Below are 17,308 nucleotides of genomic sequence, written 5' to 3'. Positions count from 1 at the left end.
GATGTGTTCGGTCCGGCGTGTTCGCAGCTGCCGCAGGGTTCCGCGCCCGGCTCGCTGGATTCGATGGGGCCGCAGCCGGTCGCTTCGGCCGCGTCGACGAACCCGCTGCTGACCAAGCTGGTGGCGGCGGTGAAGGCCACCAACCTGGTTGACACGCTCAACAGTCAGCAGGCCATCACGGTGTTCGCGCCGGCGGACCCGGCGTTCGCGGCGTTGGGTGACGCGAAGTTCGCCGAGCTGGCGGGCAAGCCCGATCAGCTGGCGCCGATCTTGCAGTACCACGTCGTGGGTAAGCGCTACGACGCCAAGGGTCTCGCCGCCGCTGGCACGCTGGAGTCGCTCAACACCGCCGGGGGCCCGCTGAAGATCGAAGGCTCCGGCGAGAACATGACCGTCAACGGCGCCAAGATCCTGTGCGGCAACATCCCCACCAAGAACGCCACCGTGTTCGTCATCGACAAGGTCCTCACCCCCGGCACCAATAAGTAAGTCCCGACATCTGTCCACGGTGATCTCCGATCGAGGCCACCGTGGACAGATCTTCCGTTCCGCGCAGTGCACCTCGATCCGGGTCGCGCCACGTTCCCATGCGGGTATGCGGCCATCGGCCGGTCATCGCCGTAGCTGGTTCACTCCACGGTTACGGCGATGACCGGTTTGTGGCATTCAGGGCCGTCGACTCCGCTGGATTGTCTTTCCCGGGGCCGCCGCCCAGAGCCGGCGGCGACATCGTCGTCGTGCTGCTTACGCCCCACTTCGCTTCGATGTGCCCGAAGCGCCAGATGGCGGAGGCGATCAACCAGGTAACCGTGAAAAGCCCGACGATGAGAAAGCCGACCTGGTCGAGGTCGACGTGGGCGATGGCGGCCAGCGGTCCGGTGCCGATGCCCAGCTTGTCGACAAGCAGAGACAGTAACTCTATCGTGCCAACGATCAGGGCGACCGCGGCCGACATGGCGGTGATGACGATGTTGTAGAAGATCCTGCGCACGGGTTTCGCGAACGCCCAGGCATAGGCGAAGTTCATGAAGCATCCATCGATCGCGTCGAACAGGGTCATCCCGGCGGCGAACAGGACCGGCAGAACCAGGATGGCGTACCAGGGAAGGGTGAACGCGGCGGCACCGGCGGCGAGCACCAGCAGGCTGATCTCTGTCGCGGTGTCGAAGCCGAGGCCGAAGAGGACACCGACGGGATAGATGTGCCACGGCTTGCGAACCGCCTTGGTGACGCCGCCGAGGACCCGGTTCAGCAATCCCCGGTTGTGCAGCCGGCGTTCCAGTTCGGCTTCGTCGAAATCCTCGCGGCCCATGCGGTGGAAGACGCGGACGATGCCGGCCAGGACCACGAGGTTCAAAATCCCGACCAGGTACAGAAAGCCGCCGGACACCGAAATGCCGATCAGGCTCGTCGTCCGGTGCAGGCCGGATCCACCGTCGGTCACCTGGCCGGCAAGCGCGTGAATCCCGAGCGAAAGCAACAGGCACAACAGGAAGACGACGGTCGAATGGCCGAGGGAGAACCAGAACCCGACCGACAGAGGCTGCTTTCCCTCGCTGATGAGTTTGCGGGTGGCGTTGTCGATCGCAGCGATGTGGTCGGCGTCGAAAGCGTGGCGCATGCCGAGGGTGAAGGCGGTGACGCCCAAACCCACGCCGAACACCCCACTCGTGCCCAAAGCGTAGTGGTGCGGCACGACGACCAGTCCGAGAACTCCCCAGCCGAGCAGGTTGAGCGTCAGGATGACCGCGGCCATGCCCGCGATGGACGCTCGATCGCGGCGGGAACAGCTCCGGCGCCCGGGGATGGTGTTAGGAATTGTGCTCATCGCCACCTCGAAGTCGGACACGGTGGAGCAGGGATACCGGTGACACTAGACAGATGAACAGGCTGGAAGCAACGTCCGCAGATTCACCCGTCCGGCAGTGAACCGGATCACAGACGTCTCCGAATGAGTAGGTGCTTGCCCGGAAATGGGCTCGGCGGCTGTTCCCGCATCGGGCGGGAGCGACCCGGAACGGCGCCGGTGACGGTGCCGTCTGCGAAAGGTCTGCTGCATGTCAGTACTGCTCCCGTCCCGTCGGACCCGGCGTGTGGGCCTCTCCCTGCTCGCGGTGGGGAGCGTGGTGCTCACGAGCGCGCTGATCGGCCTGGGATCCGATCTCGCCGCCGCGTCGAGCCACCGCGAGGCGCCGCTCATCGCCGGCGACCCGCCGGTCGACAACACCGACGTCTATGCCTTCGTCAGTCCGGACAAGCCGGACACCGTCACACTGGTCGCCAACTGGTACCCGTTCGAGGAACCCAACGGCGGCCCGAACTTCTACCCCTGGGCCACCGACGCCCACTACGACATCAACATCGACAGCGACGGGGACGCCAAACCCGACCTGACTTACCGGTGGACGTTCAAGACCGACGACCGCCGCGGGAAGTCGACCTTCCTCTACGACAACGGCCCGGTCACCTCGCTCGACGACCCGAACCTGCTGTTCCGCCAGAGCTACACCCTCGACGTCATCGACAAGTACGGCCGGTCGAAGAACCTGGTTCGCTCGGGCAAGACCGCGCCGTCGAACACGGGGCCTGCGTCGATGCCCAACTACGGCGCGTTGCGCGACCAGGCCGTGACGAACCTGCCCGGTGGCGGCAAGAGCTTCGCCGGCCAGGCCGACGACTCCTTCTTTCTCGACCTGCGGGTCTTCGACCTGCTCTACGGCGGCAACCTTTCGGAAGTCGGGCAGGACACGCTGCGCGGCTACAACGTCAACACCATCGCGCTGCAGGTGCCGAAGTCCGCGCTGACGTTGAACGGCAACGCGACCCGCAACCCGGTGATCGGCGTGTGGAGTGACACCGAACGGCAGTCGCTGAGCATCAAGACCCCGGGCCGCGACACCCAGGCCGGTCCGTACGTCCAGGTCTCCCGGCTGGGGAACCCGCTGGTCAACGAGGTCGTGGTACCAGCCGGGCTCAAGGACCGGTTCAACGGGCTCACGCCGGACCAGGACCACAACGTCCCGGAACTGGTCGACCGCGTGACCTCGCCCGAGGTGCCCAAGCTGATCCAGGCCATCTACGGGCTCCCGGCGCCGGCGACACCGCGCAACGACCTGGCCGAGATCTTCCTGACCGGCATCACCACCAAGGCCGGTGGCCCGATCAAGGCGGACCTCAACTCGCAACTGAACAACGCCGACGTCAATGCCAGGAAGTTCACCCCCTCGGAAATGCTGCGGCTCAACACCGCGGTACCGGTCGCGGCGAACCCGAACCGGCTCGGCGTCCTCGCCGGTGACCTCCAAGGCTTCCCGAACGGACGCCGGCTCACCGACGACGTCGTCGACATCGAGGTCCAGGCGCTCGAAGGCGCTGCCCAGACCGGCGTCATCGTCCCGGCACTCGCGGCCGGGGACAAGGTGAACGCCAACGACGTGCCGTTCGGCAACGCCTTCCCGTACGTCGCGCTGCCGCACAACTCCGCGGTGAACGCAGGCGGCGGGGGCGGGGCCGTCGGCGGAGGTGCCACATCCGGAGGTGCGGCCGCCGGTCCCGCCACCGGCACACCGTTCCCGGTCAAGCCCGCTCTCGGCGGCCTGGCCGCCGCGGTCCTGCTGGGTTCCGGTGTGTGGCTGCTGCGCCGCCGGCCCGGGACCGCGGTCGAATAAGTCCATTGATGCCGGTGGCAGGTGCCCGCACCCGCCACCGGCATCCGGCCGTGAGGTCCTCGAATGCCCGAACGCTCCACCCGGTCACGCCGGATTTTCGCCGTCGTGGTCCTGGCCGCCGGCGCGGTGGTGCTCGTCGCCAGCGTGTCGGCCGGGCAGTCCGAGCCCTCCGCGGGCCCGGCCCCGGCTCCCGTCGCGCAGGACACGCTCACCCACAGCATCGTCGTCGCCCAGGACAAGCTCCGCCGGACGCCGCAGGACCCGCTCACCTGGGCCCAGCTCGGCACCGCCTACGTCGAACAGGCCCGGATCACCGCCGATCCCGCCTACTACCCCAAGGCCCAGGGCGCGCTGGAGAAGTCCTTGCAGCAGCAGCCCGACGGAAATGGCGCGGCCCTGATCGGCATGGGTGCACTGGCGAACGCCCGGCACGACTTCGCCGCCGCGAAGACCTGGGGCGAACGTGCGACAGCGACCGTGCCCGGCACGGCCGAGGCATACGGCGTCCTCGCCGATGCACTGACCCAGCTCGGCGAGGCCGACGCGGCCACCGACACGATCCAGCGGATGCTCGACCACAAGCCCGCTGTCTCATCCTTCACCCGCGCCTCCTACGACCTCGAGCTGCACGGCCGGATCGACGACGCCCGGGCAGCCCTGCACCGCGCGGTCGCCGACGCCACCAGCCCCAGCGACATCGCGTTCTGCCGCTACTACCTCGGCGAGCTCGCTTTCAACTCCGGCAAGCTCGACGACGCCGCGGCCGAGTACAACCAAGGCCTGGCCGTCGACGCGCAGAACGTCTCGCTGCTGGAGGGCAAAGCCAAAGTCGCCGCCGCGCGGGGACAGCTCGACGAAGCTCGTGCCGGCTATCAGGCCGTCGTCGCCCGGGTACCGCTGCCGCAGTACCTGCAGGAATACACCGACCTGCTGGTCGCGGCCGGCCGCAGGCCCGAGGCCGAGCAGCAGTTCGCGGTGCTCGACAGCCAGCAGCGGCTCTTCGCCGCGGCCGGCGTCACCGACGATCTGACCGCCTCCGGGGTCGCCGCGAGCCGCGGCGACGAGGTCGGAGCGCTCGTTCATGCACAGGCCGAATGGGGACGTCGGCAGAACGTGCTCGTCGCCGACGCGCTCGGCTGGGCGCTGCACCTCAACGGGCGTGACGCCGAAGCGCTGTCCTACCTCGACCGCGCCGCATCCCTTGGCGGACGCAACGCGGCCTTCGCCTACCACCGCGGCATGACTCTCGCGGCTCTGGGCCGCAAAGCCGACGCCGTCGCGGCTCTCTCGGAGGCGATCGAGGTCAATCCGTACTTTTCCCCGCTCGGCGCCCCTGACGCGCGCCGCATGCTCGATCAGCTCAAGGCGGCGCGATGAAACGGCTCGTGGCCATCCTGTTCGGGCTGCTGGCGATCGCCATGCTCGCCACCCCGGGCGCCGCGGAAGCGCATCCACTCGGGAACTTCACGGTGAACCACTACGACGGCCTGACGCTGCGCCCTGGCGGGCTGGAACTCCTGTCCGTCGTAGACAGTGCGGAGATCCCGACGGTCCAGGACAAGCCGGTCATCGACACCGACCACGACGGCGTGGTCAGCGCCGCGGAGGCCGGCGCCCGGGCCGCCGGCGACTGCGCGGCCTTGATGTCGGCCACTCCCGTCACGATCGATGGCCGGCTCGTGCCGCTGACGCTGCGCTCCAGCACCCTCGAGTTCCCGCCGGGCCAGGCGGGGCTTCCGACGAGCAGGCTCACCTGCACGATGTCGGCTCCCGCCCGGCTGGACCGGGCCGCGTCCCTGGCTATCCGCGACGACTTCCGCACCGACCGGATCGGCTGGCGCGAGATGACCGCGGTCGGCGACGGTGTCCGCCTCCCGGCCGACGGGTTGCCGGCCCGCAGTGTCAGCAACCAACTGCGCGCCTACCCCGACGACCTGCTGGCCAACCCGCTCGACGTCCGCGAAGCCACTCTGCGCGTCGAGCCCGGCATCGGCGGCGGCGCCACCGCCGACGTCGCTCCGCACCTCGGCCCCCTGGACGCGGTGGTCGGCACGGTCACCCGGACGTTCACCGACCTGGTCGGCGCCGACGACCTGACGCCGGCGGTCGGGGTGCTCGCCGTGCTGCTGTCGCTGGTCCTGGGCGCTTCCCATGCCGCGCTGCCCGGGCACGGCAAGACGCTGATCGCCGCCTATCTCGCGGGTAAGCGCGGTTCGACGCGCGACGCTCTGGTCGTCGGTGCCACGGTGACGGTGACCCACACTGCCGGGGTGCTGGTGCTGGGGCTGCTCATCAGCGGATCGAGTGCCCTGGCGGGGGAGAGCGTGCTCAGCTGGCTCGGGGTGGTGAGTGGGCTGCTGGTGACCGGCATTGGCGGCTGGCTGCTGGTGTCCGCGGTGCTCAACCGCGCGAAGCACGTCCATGAGGCTCCGGCACTGGTCACCGCCGGAGCCGTCGCCGACGCTCATGTGCGCGGTCACGGGCACGGGCATGGGCATGGGCATGGACACAGGCACGGCCACGGGCATGGACGCGGTTTCGGGCGTGGCGGGTTGATCGGGATGGGTGTCGCCGGTGGCCTGGTCCCCAGCCCGTCTGCGCTCGTCGTCCTGCTGGGCGCGGTCGCGCTCGGCCGCACCTGGTTCGGCGTCCTGCTGGTTCTCGGCTACGGATTCGGCATGGCCGCGACACTAACCGCCGTCGGACTGCTCCTGGTCCGGCTGCGCGACCGGCTGGAAACGATGCGCCGCATGGACCGGCTGCGTGCCCGAGCGGCCAGGCTGTCCGGCTGGATGCCGGTACTCACCGCGACCTTGGTGCTGGTGGTCGGGCTCGGCCTGGCCGTTCGCGCCGCGACCGGAAACGGATGACGATGCGCGTGCTCTCCGTTCTCATCGTCTGCTGCCTGCTCGTCGCCGGGTGCTCGGCCCCGCCCGATCCCGGGCCGGTCTTCGACAACGAGGGCAACCGGCCGGTCAGCTGCATGAAGCACCAGCCGGCCGGGCCGGGCGCCCGCTACCTCGATCCGGCACAGGTCCGGACGGACGAGACCCTGCCGCTGCTTCGGTACTACACCGCCAACGGACGCAAGGCATACTGCGACCGCGCCGCGCCGTCCGACGCGGACCGGGCGTGGGCCGGGGTGTACGTCAGCCTCGGGGCGGAGCGCGCGAACGTCGCGGGCATCCTGGGTTGACGACGTTCAGCGCTGGAGCAGGCCCCGGAGTTTGGTCGCGGCCACTCGTACCCTCGATTTCACGGTGTTGACCGGGATACCCAGGGTCGCGGCGATTTCTCTGTAGTGCACGCCATCGACGTAGGCCTGCGTCAGTAAAGCGCGTTGTTCCGGCGTCAGTTGTGCCAGTGCGTCCCGGATCTGCCGGACCTCGACTCCGCTCAGCACGAGTTCGCTGGGATCGGGCTCAGTCGGGATCAACGCCTGACGCGCGATCAACGTGTCGCGCTCCCGTGCCGCTTGCGCCGCCCGTACCCGGTCGACAGCTCTCCGGCGCGCGATCATCGTGACCCAGCGCGCTCCGGTGCCCTGTGTCCCGTTGAACCGCGCAGCCGTCGCCCAGAGTTCGAGAAAGGTCTCTTGAGCGACTTCTTCGGACTGCGCGTGGTCTTGCACGACCGCGAACACGGTGTGGAAGACGAGGCCGAAGAACTCGCGGTACAACAGCTCGAAGGCAGACCGGTCCCCGGCGGCCACCCGCTCGAGTAGTTCTTCCATGGCTCCGTTCCAGCCTCGGCAGTCCGACGACGAAAACGTGAACGCATTTCAGCAATGGGGGCTGGGCTGCCTCTTCACAGAACGTTCGTGGCACTGCTGTGCCGAGCTTGGTCCGGCAGAACCGCGGCCGTTAGGCCACCGGAGTGATTTCCGGGCGCGGTCATATCCCGAGTTCTTCCCTTTCGTCGACGTCACCGCAGGTCGCGGCAGTGGCCGAGCCGAGCCGCCGAAGGCGGGGGCCGTTGGACATCGTCGCCGCTCGAACCCGATCGGACGTGCCTCCGAATTGTGTTCGTCGGCGGACACCGGTTTCCCGGGTGATCCGGCTGGATCTTCACCAACGAGCCTGCCCGGCCCGGCCGCGTGCAGAGCGCAGAGAGCGTGAGGTCGAATGCGATCGTCCAGGAATGACAGGGTCTTCGGTGGCGAGCCGGTGCTGGGTATCGCGAAGGAGAGCGACCGCAGGGCCTTCCTGCGGATGGCGGGTCTGGTCGGGGTCGGTGCGACACTGGTCGCCGGCGGGCTCGGGTCGGTGGCGGCCTCGGCGATCGCCGCACCGGCGGCGGGTGACGCGGGAGATCTCGAGATCCTCAACTACGCGTTGACGCTCGAGTACCTGGAGTCGGATTTCTACGCCATGGGGCTGACGAAGAGCCTCGTCAGCGGGCGCGAGCTCGAGCTGATCACGGAGATCGCCGACCACGAGAGCGCGCACGTCACGGCGGTCACGGCCTTGATCAAACAGCTCGGCGGCACTCCGGTCGCCAAGCCGGCGATCAAGTACCCGCCCAAGACGTTCGCCGACAAGGCGGGCTTCCTCAGGTCGGCGTCGACGTTCGAAGAAGTCGGGGTGACGGCCTACCACGGTCAGGTCGGGCTGATCAAAAGCGCCGACGTGCTGAAGGCGGGCGCGTCCATCGCCGGTGTGGAGTCGCGGCACGCGGCTGTGCTGGCCTCGCTGATGGGCGGGGCGCCGTTCCCCGCGCCCATCGAGAAGCAGCGGACGAAGGACGAAGTCCTCGCCATCGTCAAGCCGTTCCTCTCCTGACTTCCCGACCTCGTAAGGAAAAGTCCATGAACAGGCGTGATCTCATCCACGGGCAAGCGACCGAGGTGTCGCCTCAGCTGGCGCTCGGTGCGCTCAACCACCGTTGGGCGCTGGCCCAGAGCGGCGATTTCCGGAGTGACCTCGACGTCCTCAACTACGCGTTGACGCTGGAGTACCTCGAGTCGGCTTTCTACGTGCAGGGCAACAAAGCCGTCTCTCTTTCGGGGGCCGAAGCGGACTACCTCAAGAAGATCCAGACCGACGAGGAGTCACACGTCACGACCCTCACCGCGACGATCAAGAAGCTGGGCGGTACCCCGGTCGAGGCGCCGATGGTGAAGTTCGGCGGCGCGTTCGACAACCGCATGAGCTTTCTGACCACGAGCCACACTTTCGAGAACGTCGGGGTCGGCGCCTACCTCGGCGCGGCCGGATTCATCAGAGACAAGACCATCCTGCAAGCCGCGGCGGGGATCTTCGGTGTCGAAGCACGGCACGCGGCGGTTGTCGGGAACCTGCTCGGCCTGCCCGCCAAGGGCGGGGTCTTCATGGGCAACACCGAGACCCCGAAGGACAAGGCCACCGTCCTGGCCGCCGTCGCCCCGTTCCTGGTCGCCACTCCCACCGTCCCGGCCGGTGCGCCGGACATGGGAGCGGGCGGGTCGAGCAACGGCACGACCGGCGTCACCCTCACCGCGACCGGCGCCGTGCTGGTCGCCGGCGCGGCGGCGACCGCGATCGCGGTGGGCCGCCATCGCCGCGCCGACACCGGCGAAGGAACCGATGCCTGACGCGGACCCCGTGAAAGCCGGAGCCGGTGGGCGTCACCGCAACGCCCGCCGGCACCTCCTCGCGCTCACCGTGGTGCTGACCCTGGCCGGCGGCGGCCTGATTTGGGCCGGCGTCACGCGCACGTCCGGTCCGGATCCCGTTGCTTCGGTCGGCAGCATTCCGGGGCCGACGACCGCGGTGACGACCTCGGACCCGACGACCACCGTCCCGCCGGTTTCCCGGTCGCCGGTCCCGCTGTCCCGGTCCGCGCCCGTGTCCCTCCGGGTACCGAGCATCGGGGTGAGCAGCTCATTGCTGTCCCTGGGGCTCAATGCCGATCGGACGGTCGAGTCCCCGAAGGACTTCAGCAAGGCCGGGTGGTACGACAAGGGACCGACGCCTGGTGAAGCCGGTGCGTCGGTCATCCTCGGGCACATCGACTCCTACCGCGGCCCGGCGGTGTTCTACCGGCTTTCGAAGCTGGGCCCGGGCGACCGGATCGACGTCCTGCGGGACGACGGCAAGACGGCGACGTTCGCCGTCGACGCCAAGCGGCAGTACCCGAAGACCCGGTTCCCGGCGAACGACGTTTACGGCGCGGTGGAATACGCCGGGCTGCGGCTGGTCACCTGCGGCGGTGAATTCGACCGGACCGCGCGCAGCTACCTGGACAACATCGTGGTCTACGCGCACCTCACCGCAACAACCTGAGCCAGGCAACCTTCGAGCACTCTCCGGAAGCACGCCCGACGCCTCGCCGACGTACGGAGAGTGGGCTTGGGCGGTGGGCGCCGCCCGGGTTCGGCCTCGGTAAGTGATGCCGGTCACATGGACTGCCTGCGGGATGGTGGGCGCCGAATGGTGAACGTGTCCGATCAGAGAAACCCGATGACGACCACCTCCCCGCGCGTCGCCGTGATCGGTGCCGGAGTCGCGGGCCTCACCGCCGCCTACTTGTTGCAACGCCGTTACGACGTGCTGCTGTTCGAGGCCGAGCCCCGGCTCGGCGGGCACGCCCACACCCACGACGTCGTGCCCGGCGATGGTGGAACGGTCGCGATCGACAGCGGCTTCATCGTCCACAACGAACGCACCTACCCGAACCTGCTGCGGCTCTTCGCCGAACTGGGCGTGCGCACCCGCGGTACGGAGATGTCGACGAGCGTGCGCTGTGAGGGCTGCGGTCTGGAGTACGCGGGCGCCAAAGGGTTCGGCGGGCTGTTCGCCCAGCCGGCCAATGTCATGCGCGCACCGTACCTGCGGATGCTCGCCGAGGTCACCCGGTTCCATCGGCACGCCCAGCGGATGCTCGAGGTCCCGGCCGCCGCTGACGTCACGCTCGGCGCGTTCCTGGCCATCGGCGGCTACACCCGGTTCTTCGTGGATCACTTCGTCGTGCCGATGGTGTCGGCAGTGTGGTCGGCCGACCAGGCCATCAGCCTGCGGTACCCGGCCCGGTACCTGTTCGAGTTCCTCCACAACCACGGCTTGCTGTCGCTCACCGGCTCACCACTGTGGAAGACGGTAGAGGGCGGCTCACGCGCGTACGTGAACCGTGCGGCCAAGCAGCTGACCGCAGTTCACCTGTCCACACCGGTCCGCGCGGTCACGCGCACCGCGCATGAGGTGGAGGTCCGCGACGACGGCGACGAGCTCCACCGGGTCGACAAGGTCGTCATCGCCACCCATCCCGACCAGGCGCTCGCGATGCTGGCCGATCCGACCTCCGACGAGCGTGAGGTGCTGGGCGCATTCCGCTACTCGCGCAACGAGACGTGGTTGCACACCGATGCGTCCCTGCTGCCCCGCTCGCCGCGTGCCCGCGCGTCATGGAACTACCTCAAGCCGCACTGCCGTTCCGATGGTGCCCCGGTGCTGGTCAGCTACCACATGAACCGGCTCATGGGGCTGGCCGAACCCGAGGACTACCTGGTCACGCTCAACGCCACCGACCGGATCGCGTCGCCGTCGGTGCTCGCCCGGATGCGGTACGAACACCCGGTCTACACCCCCGAGTCGGTAGCCGCGCAGCGTCACCTGCCGCGGTTGAATGCCGGACCGACCGCGTTCGCCGGCGCCTATCACGGTTGGGGCTTCCACGAGGACGGCTGCGCCTCGGGAGTACGAGCCGCCGCGGCGCTCGGCGTGGACTGGTAGGCAGGCGATGAGCGCACCTGCGCTGTGCGGCGCCGCCACCTCGCAGACGCCGCTGGACCAAGCCTTGACGATCCCTGCCACCCATCGGCTCAGCGGGTTGATCCGCCGCCACCGCGTCACCTTGTGACTGCGCGTCGACTGCCCATTGTCCCCGCGCTCCCATGCGCTTCAGGAAGGAATCAGAATGTCCGCTTCGCCTACCCACCGGTCGGGTACCGGCGTTTCCACCACGCCCGGCGGCGATCCGGACCGGTGTTCGGCCTTGGACGCGCCGCGGTGCTCCACCGCCCGTGCCTCCGCGGCACGGCTGGTGTTTCGCCACGCCGTGCGAACGTTGCCGGTGCGAGTGGTCCTGCCCGGCGGGGAGCGGCTCGGAGCCGGCGGTCTTGGCTCGCCCGTCATGCGCATCGTGCGCCCGGCCACGTTCTTCCGGCGGCTCGGCGCTGACGCCAAGATCGGCTTCGGTGAGGCCTACATGGCCGGCGACTGGACCAGCAACGACCCCGCTGCCTTGCTGACTCCGTTCGCGGCCCGCATGGCGGAACTGGTGCCCCGGCCATTGCAGGTGTTCCGCCGGTGGGTGGATGCGCGGCAACCCGCGCACGAGCGCAACACCGTCGAGGGGGCGCGAGCGAACATCCACCGCCACTACGACCTGTCCAACGACCTGTTCGCCGCCTTCCTCGACGAGTCGATGACCTACTCGTCAGCCTGGTTCGCCCCCGGCAGCGACGATCTGCACGCCGCCCAGCTGCGCAAGATCGACGGTGTGCTCGACCTCGCCGGCGTCCGTTCCGGCAGTCACCTGCTCGAGATCGGCACCGGGTGGGGCGCGTTGGCGATTCGCGCCGCCCGGCGAGGCGCGCAGGTCACCACGCTCACCATCTCCGCCGAGCAGAAGCATCTCGCCGAACAGCGCATCGCACGAGCCGGACTCTCCGGCCGCGTACGGGTGCTGCTGCGGGACTACCGCGAAGCCAACGGCAGCTACGACGCCGTCGTGTCCGTGGAGATGATCGAAGCTGTCGGCGCCGACTACTGGCCGGATTATTTCAAGACCCTGGATCGCGTCCTCAAGCCGGGCGGCCGGATCGGGCTGCAGGCGATCACCATGCCCCACGACCGGCTGCTGGCCACGCGCCGCGCCTACACCTGGATCCACAAGTACATCTTCCCCGGCGGTCAACTGCTCTCCGTGCCCGCGATCCAGGACGCGGTTCAACGCCACACAACACTTGCCGTCACCGAGCGCAGGGTCCTCGGCCCCGACTACGCCCGAACCCTCCACCACTGGCGCACCCGCTTCCTGGACAACTGGCCCCAGCTCGCCACAGCGGGTTTCGACGACACCTTCCGCCGCATGTGGGAGTTCTACCTCGCCTATTGCGAGGCCGGCTTCGGATCGGGCTATCTGAACGCAATCCAGTTCGGCCTGACCAAACACCACCGCTGACCCCAGCGACACCCGGTGGGGTTTCCCCCGGTGCGCAGTCAAGCGGGGCCCGGACCAGAGCAGCCCAACTCGTCGCCGAACATCCCGCGGGCTTCGGACTACTGGCAGCGCCGCCGATCGAGGCCCCCGCACGCCGCCTCGGCCGAACTTGACCCTCCGACAGGGTGAGCCGAAACGCGATGCAGGGCCGTTCTCTCTTGCTGCCGCGCCAGTTCAGTCGACCAGGACGAAAACATCGGTCAGTTCCAGAACCTGCTCCACCGACCGGTCCGGCGGCCAACTGAACAGTCTGGGCACGACCGACCACCGTTTCGCCGGCACCACGGGATCAGCACCAGGCCGAGGCCGACGTGCAGCCCTTGGGTCAGCCGGTACAACCGCGACGGGCTGACCGCCAGGTGTACGCGGGCAGCCGCAGCCACCCGACGTCAGCCGGAAAGGCTTGCTGAACTGAGGGTTGTAGGCGGAATACGACAGCGACTCGGTGATGATCAGGATCGGGGGCCCGGCCAGCAGGACCGCCTCGAAGACGGCGGTCAGCCACGGCCGAGCAGCGGGCCGCGCCACGCCCGTGGGGCGAGTGGGGCGCCGGGCCGATGCCGTGCCGGCAGCCGCCACAGGCCGGGGGAAACCCGTAACCCGGTTGACCGGCCGCGGTTTCCGGCCGTGCTGGCGTGTCGCGGTTCGCTTCAGGCACGCCTACCGGTTCCCGGCGGGAATGATCTCGACGGTGCCGTCGGTGGTTCCGGTGACGTAGGCATCCCCACCGTTCGCCAGTCCGACGCTGTCGCCGTCGACCCGGCCACCGGCACCGACACGCGGCTGCCGGCGACGGGACTCGAGCCTCCCGCATCCCTGGCCCGGAAGGTGCGGTCGGCGTTGAGCCTGGCCACTGATACCAAGCGCCTGGACGACGCGGTCGCCGGTGCCCTGCTCGCCGACACCTTGGCGCACCTCTCCCCTCGGCAGCGGCGCGCGCTGCGCGAACCCTCGTCGGCCGCACCGTGGCCGAATCGCCGCCGACCGCGCATGGACCCCGCGGCAGGTGCACCGGCTTCTCACCTGCGCGATGCGGTCCCTGGTAGCTGCCGAGCACGAAATACGCCACGATTTCCCGCTGAACAACCGGTGAAACCTGCGAATTTTTTTCAGGTGATTCACCCCGTCCGCTCGGGAGGGAGCTCCGAATTCCGGATATGGAGGCGGAGCTGGATGTCATCTTGCCGTGCTTGAACGAAGCGGTCACGTTGCCGGGTGTGCTGGCGGCGCTGCCACCGGGGTGTCACCCGCTGGTGGTGGACAACGGCTCGACCGACGCGACGGCCACGGTGGCTCGGACCCATGGGGCCCGGGTGGTAGTCGAACCGCGGCGCGGTTACGGAGCGGCAGTGCACGCCGGGCTCGACCACGCCGAACACGAGTACGTGGCGGTCCTCGACGCCGACGGGTCGCTGGATCCGGCCGTGCTGCCGGTGCTGCTGCGTTGTGTCGCCGCGGGCACGGCGGACCTCGCCGTGGGACGCCGGCGGCCGGTGGGCCGCGGTGTGCAGCCCTGGCACGCGCGCGCGGCCAACGCGATGGTGGCAGCGCTGCTGCGTCGCCGTGACACGCCGGTGCACGACATCGCGGCCATCCGGGTCGCGCGGCGCGATGCACTGCTCGCGTTGGGCGTGCGTGACCGCGGGTTCGGCTATCCGCTCGAACTGCTGCTGCGGGCCACCCGGGCCGGGTGGCGGATCAGCGAACTCGACGTCGCCTACCGGGCGCGCGCCGGCGGCCGGTCGAAGGTGTCGGGTTCGGTGCGGGGGACCGTCCGGGCCGCGCTCGACATGGCGGCCGTGGCGGTCCGCGGATGACCCCGGTCATCGTGCTCGTCCTGGCCAAGGCACCGCAGCCCGGCCGGGTCAAGACCCGGCTGTGCCCACCGGCGACCCCACGCCAAGCCGCCCGCGTCGCGGCCGCCGCGCTGCTGGACACCCTCGACGCCGCGGCGGCGATGCCGGGGGCACGGCCGGTGGTTGCGCTCGCAGGGGACGTCGACGCCGGCGAGTCCGCCTCCGAACTCGGCCGCCCCTTCCACCATATTCCCGTGATCGGTCAACGGGGATCCTCGCTCGGGGACCGGATCGCCGCCGCGCACGCCGACACCGCGCAGCTGTATCCGGGCTACCCGGTGCTGCAGATCGGCATGGACACTCCGCAAGTCAGCGCGCACCTGCTCCAAGGGTGTCGTGACCGTCTGCTGGAGCCCGGCACCGACGCTGTTCTCGGCCTCGCCGAGGACGGCGGCTGGTGGCTGCTGGGACTGCGCGACCCCCGGCATGCGGCCGCGATCGCGGCCGTGCCCACCTCGCGGCCGGACACCGGCGCCCGGACACGGCTTGCACTGGCCGAGCACGGGCTGCGAATAGCCGCGGCTCCCGGGCTGGCCGATGTGGACACGATGCCGGTCGCGCGCGCCGTGGCCTCGACGGTACCCGGTTCGAGGTTCGCCGCCGCCGTGGAGCTCATCCGGTGAGCGCACCCGGACTGCGCCAGCCACGCCGGCACCCCGGCGAGGACTTCGCCCCGGCCCTGACCGGGCAGGCCACGGATCTGCAACTGGATGACCGGCGGGTGCTGCCGCTGCACACCGCACGCTGGCGCCGGCCCGCGGCCGGGGACGATCGGTGGATGCTCGACCGTTGCCGGGGCCGCACCCTCGATCTTGGCTGCGGACCCGGCCGGCTGGTCGCCGCACTGGCTCGCCGCGGAGTACCAGCGCTGGGCGCGGACACCTCCGCCGTCGCCCTCCGCCACTGCCGTGCCCGGGGCGCGCCGGCGGTGCGGGGCGACGTGTTCGACGACCTGCCCGGCGAGGGCCGCTGGCGCACGGTGCTGCTCGCCGACGGCAACATCGGGATCGGGGGCGACCCCGCCCGGTTGCTGCGCCGCGCGCACGTCCTGTTGCGGCCGGGAGGCGAGGTGATCGTGGAAACGGCCACGAGCGGATCCGAGCAGTGGCGCGGCAACGCCCGCCTTCGCGACCGCCACGGCAGCCAGATCGGTGAGTGGTTCCCGTGGGCGACCCTCGGCCTGACCGCACTGGCCGGTCTCGTCGCGGCTGCCGGGCTCGACGTGCGCGAAACCTACCACGGCCACGGCCGGTTCTTCGCCCGTCTGCGCGCCGCCGCGCCACCCGCGCCGATGACCGGAGGGCGGTGGTGACGCGCCGATCACCGCGGCGACGCCGACGGGAACGGACCGGGAACGGCTGGTCCGGCTGGGCGGCGCCCCGGTTCGTGGAGTTCGTCAGGCGGCCGGCGGTTACCGGTAGTTGCTTTCGACGGGGTTCAGGTGGCTTCCATGTCGACATTGGTGTGGCCGGCTCGCGGCGGCTCCGGTGGCCGGGCAGGCGGGGGGCCGGTGGGCGGTGGCGGGTCGAGCACGAAACGGGTCAACGTCACGCGTGGGTCGATACCGCGTAGCCGGTTGAGTTCTTGCAGGGGTTTGCGCAGCTGCTCGAACTCGGGGCCGACTTCGCCGGTGATCTGCTGCTGCGTCGCGCTGAGCGCGTCCTTGGCGCGGGTGATGGCTTTGCGGGCGGTCGCGATGGCGCCGGGCAGCCGCTCGGGGCCGATGATGAACAACGCGGCCACGAGCAGCACAAGCAGGTGTTCTGCGCTGAGTCCGAACATCGGGCCGTCCTTCCCGGTCGTCGGCGGGGCGGGGCCGGGTCCCCCGACGGGACCCGGCCCCGGTTCGCGGTGGGGTCAGTGGGCGGCGCTGGTGTTGACTTCGCCGTTGACGCCCTTGGGGAAGAAGCCGCCGGAGGTGGCGGCTTTGTTGGTCAGGTAGACGATGTTGAGGACCTGGCCGGGGGAGCGGCTGTAGGCGATGCCGTTGGCGTCGGTGGGGACGATGTTGGCGTTGCCGTGGCCGTCGATGACGCCCTGGTCGTCGTCGGCGGGGCCGTCGAGGCTGTCGCGGGCGTTGGACAGCTTGACCGTGGCCTTGCCGTCGCCGCGCTGGTAGAGGGCGCTGCGGATGTTGCCGGCGTGGTAGGCCTCGACGGCGAGGATGCCGGCCGCGGCTTCGAGGTAGGTCTTGTTGGTGATCAGCGGGGCGGCACCCTTGTAGGCGGTGACGCCGACGTCTTCGAACAGGAAGGCGGCGAGCAGGAAGTTTTCCTCGCAGGCGAAGGCGTCGAAGCTGCGGCCCGGCTTGACCAGGCCGGCGGCTTGGGCGGCGGCGGTGAAGCTGGACTGCAGGTCGATCGCCGGGCGGCTGACGGCGGCCGAGCCGAGCGCCGAGCGCAGGAACTGGACGTGGGCCTTCTCGTCGGCCGCGATTTCCTGGGCGTACTGGCGGGCGGCCTTGGTTTCGAAGCGGACCGCGCGGCCGCCGGTCACGCCGCCGCGGGTGCCGGTGCCGGTGGTCATGGCGTCGGCGAGGCCGCGGCCGGTGACGGCGTGCAGGTAGAACTCGGCTTCGAGGTA

17 protein-coding genes are annotated in these 17,308 nt (G+C 69.8%); 13 read left to right on the top strand and 4 right to left on the bottom strand.

What is annotated here, in order from left to right; translation table 11 throughout:
- Positions 1–489, top strand: a 489-nt coding sequence (locus C2L59_RS46545; RefSeq protein ID WP_103349922.1) for a fasciclin domain-containing protein, incomplete at its 5' end; no start/stop codon positions are given.
- A gap of 151 nt (positions 490–640) precedes the next feature.
- On the opposite strand, the gene C2L59_RS46540 is transcribed toward C2L59_RS46545, so the two are convergent.
- Positions 641–1,756 carry a HoxN/HupN/NixA family nickel/cobalt transporter gene (locus C2L59_RS46540; RefSeq protein ID WP_199199820.1) on the bottom strand — a complete coding sequence of 372 codons (1,116 nt, stop codon included), beginning with the start codon at positions 1,754–1,756 and terminating at the stop codon, positions 641–643.
- 301 nt (positions 1,757–2,057) lie between these two features.
- Between C2L59_RS46540 and C2L59_RS46535 the strand changes: the two genes are divergently transcribed.
- The 4 genes from C2L59_RS46535 (at position 2,058) to C2L59_RS46520 (ending at position 6,864) form a co-directional block, all read left to right on the top strand.
- Positions 2,058–3,668: a DUF4331 domain-containing protein gene (locus C2L59_RS46535; RefSeq protein WP_103355981.1), complete on the top strand. Its 1,611-nt coding sequence runs from the start codon at positions 2,058–2,060 to the stop codon at positions 3,666–3,668.
- 63 nt (positions 3,669–3,731) lie between these two features.
- Positions 3,732–5,045 (top strand): lipopolysaccharide assembly protein LapB, encoded by a 1,314-nt coding sequence (locus C2L59_RS46530; protein WP_103355980.1) that lies wholly within the window; start codon positions 3,732–3,734, stop codon positions 5,043–5,045.
- Positions 5,042–6,538, top strand: a complete 1,497-nt coding sequence (locus C2L59_RS46525) for a nickel/cobalt transporter (protein WP_103355979.1) — start codon at positions 5,042–5,044, stop codon at positions 6,536–6,538. The genes C2L59_RS46530 and C2L59_RS46525 overlap by 4 nt, the downstream gene beginning before the upstream one ends.
- On the top strand, positions 6,535–6,864 hold the full coding sequence (locus C2L59_RS46520; protein WP_233224098.1) for a hypothetical protein: 330 nt from the start codon (positions 6,535–6,537) through the stop codon (positions 6,862–6,864). The genes C2L59_RS46525 and C2L59_RS46520 overlap by 4 nt, the downstream gene beginning before the upstream one ends.
- A 6-nt stretch (positions 6,865–6,870) precedes the next feature.
- On the opposite strand, the gene C2L59_RS46515 is transcribed toward C2L59_RS46520, so the two are convergent.
- On the bottom strand, positions 6,871–7,401 hold the full coding sequence (locus C2L59_RS46515; RefSeq protein WP_103355977.1) for a sigma-70 family RNA polymerase sigma factor: 531 nt from the start codon (positions 7,399–7,401) through the stop codon (positions 6,871–6,873).
- A gap of 433 nt (positions 7,402–7,834) precedes the next feature.
- Here C2L59_RS46515 and C2L59_RS46510 point away from each other — a divergent pair, with 433 nt between their 5' ends.
- From C2L59_RS46510 to C2L59_RS46470, 8 genes are all read left to right on the top strand, one after another.
- A complete protein-coding gene (locus C2L59_RS46510) occupies positions 7,835–8,449 on the top strand; it encodes a ferritin-like domain-containing protein (RefSeq protein ID WP_199199818.1) in 615 nt (204 codons plus the stop codon).
- Positions 8,450–8,475: 26 nt separating this feature from the next.
- Positions 8,476–9,240, top strand: a complete 765-nt coding sequence (locus C2L59_RS46505) for a ferritin-like domain-containing protein (RefSeq protein ID WP_199199816.1) — start codon at positions 8,476–8,478, stop codon at positions 9,238–9,240.
- Positions 9,233–9,931, top strand: coding sequence for a class F sortase (locus C2L59_RS46500; RefSeq protein ID WP_103355975.1), 699 nt, complete (start codon positions 9,233–9,235; stop codon positions 9,929–9,931). The genes C2L59_RS46505 and C2L59_RS46500 overlap by 8 nt, the downstream gene beginning before the upstream one ends.
- A gap of 177 nt (positions 9,932–10,108) precedes the next feature.
- A complete protein-coding gene (locus tag C2L59_RS46495) occupies positions 10,109–11,377 on the top strand; it encodes an NAD(P)/FAD-dependent oxidoreductase (protein WP_103355983.1) in 1,269 nt (422 codons plus the stop codon).
- A gap of 184 nt (positions 11,378–11,561) precedes the next feature.
- Positions 11,562–12,830, top strand: a complete 1,269-nt coding sequence (locus tag C2L59_RS46490; RefSeq protein WP_103355974.1) for a cyclopropane-fatty-acyl-phospholipid synthase family protein — start codon at positions 11,562–11,564, stop codon at positions 12,828–12,830.
- A gap of 1,196 nt (positions 12,831–14,026) precedes the next feature.
- Positions 14,027–14,686, top strand: coding sequence for a glycosyltransferase family 2 protein (locus C2L59_RS46480; RefSeq protein WP_103355973.1), 660 nt, complete (start codon positions 14,027–14,029; stop codon positions 14,684–14,686).
- Positions 14,683–15,348, top strand: coding sequence for a DUF2064 domain-containing protein (locus C2L59_RS46475; protein WP_103355972.1), 666 nt, complete (start codon positions 14,683–14,685; stop codon positions 15,346–15,348). Before C2L59_RS46480 ends, C2L59_RS46475 begins: the two co-directional genes overlap by 4 nt.
- Positions 15,345–16,037 carry a bifunctional 2-polyprenyl-6-hydroxyphenol methylase/3-demethylubiquinol 3-O-methyltransferase UbiG gene (locus tag C2L59_RS46470; RefSeq protein WP_233224097.1) on the top strand — a complete coding sequence of 231 codons (693 nt, stop codon included), beginning with the start codon at positions 15,345–15,347 and terminating at the stop codon, positions 16,035–16,037. Before C2L59_RS46475 ends, C2L59_RS46470 begins: the two co-directional genes overlap by 4 nt.
- A gap of 125 nt (positions 16,038–16,162) precedes the next feature.
- Here C2L59_RS46470 and C2L59_RS46465 read toward each other — a convergent pair whose 3' ends face one another.
- On the bottom strand, positions 16,163–16,507 hold the full coding sequence (locus tag C2L59_RS46465; RefSeq protein ID WP_103355971.1) for a twin-arginine translocase subunit TatB: 345 nt from the start codon (positions 16,505–16,507) through the stop codon (positions 16,163–16,165).
- A gap of 75 nt (positions 16,508–16,582) precedes the next feature.
- The coding region (locus C2L59_RS46460) for a ferritin-like domain-containing protein (RefSeq protein ID WP_103355970.1) at positions 16,583–17,308 on the bottom strand (726 nt) is incomplete at its 5' end.

The organism is Amycolatopsis sp. CA-128772 (genome assembly GCF_002904295.1).
Lineage (GTDB): Bacteria > Actinomycetota > Actinomycetes > Mycobacteriales > Pseudonocardiaceae > Amycolatopsis.
The sequence above is the reverse complement of the archived record's forward strand: the minus strand, read 5'-3'. Positions and strand labels throughout refer to the sequence as shown.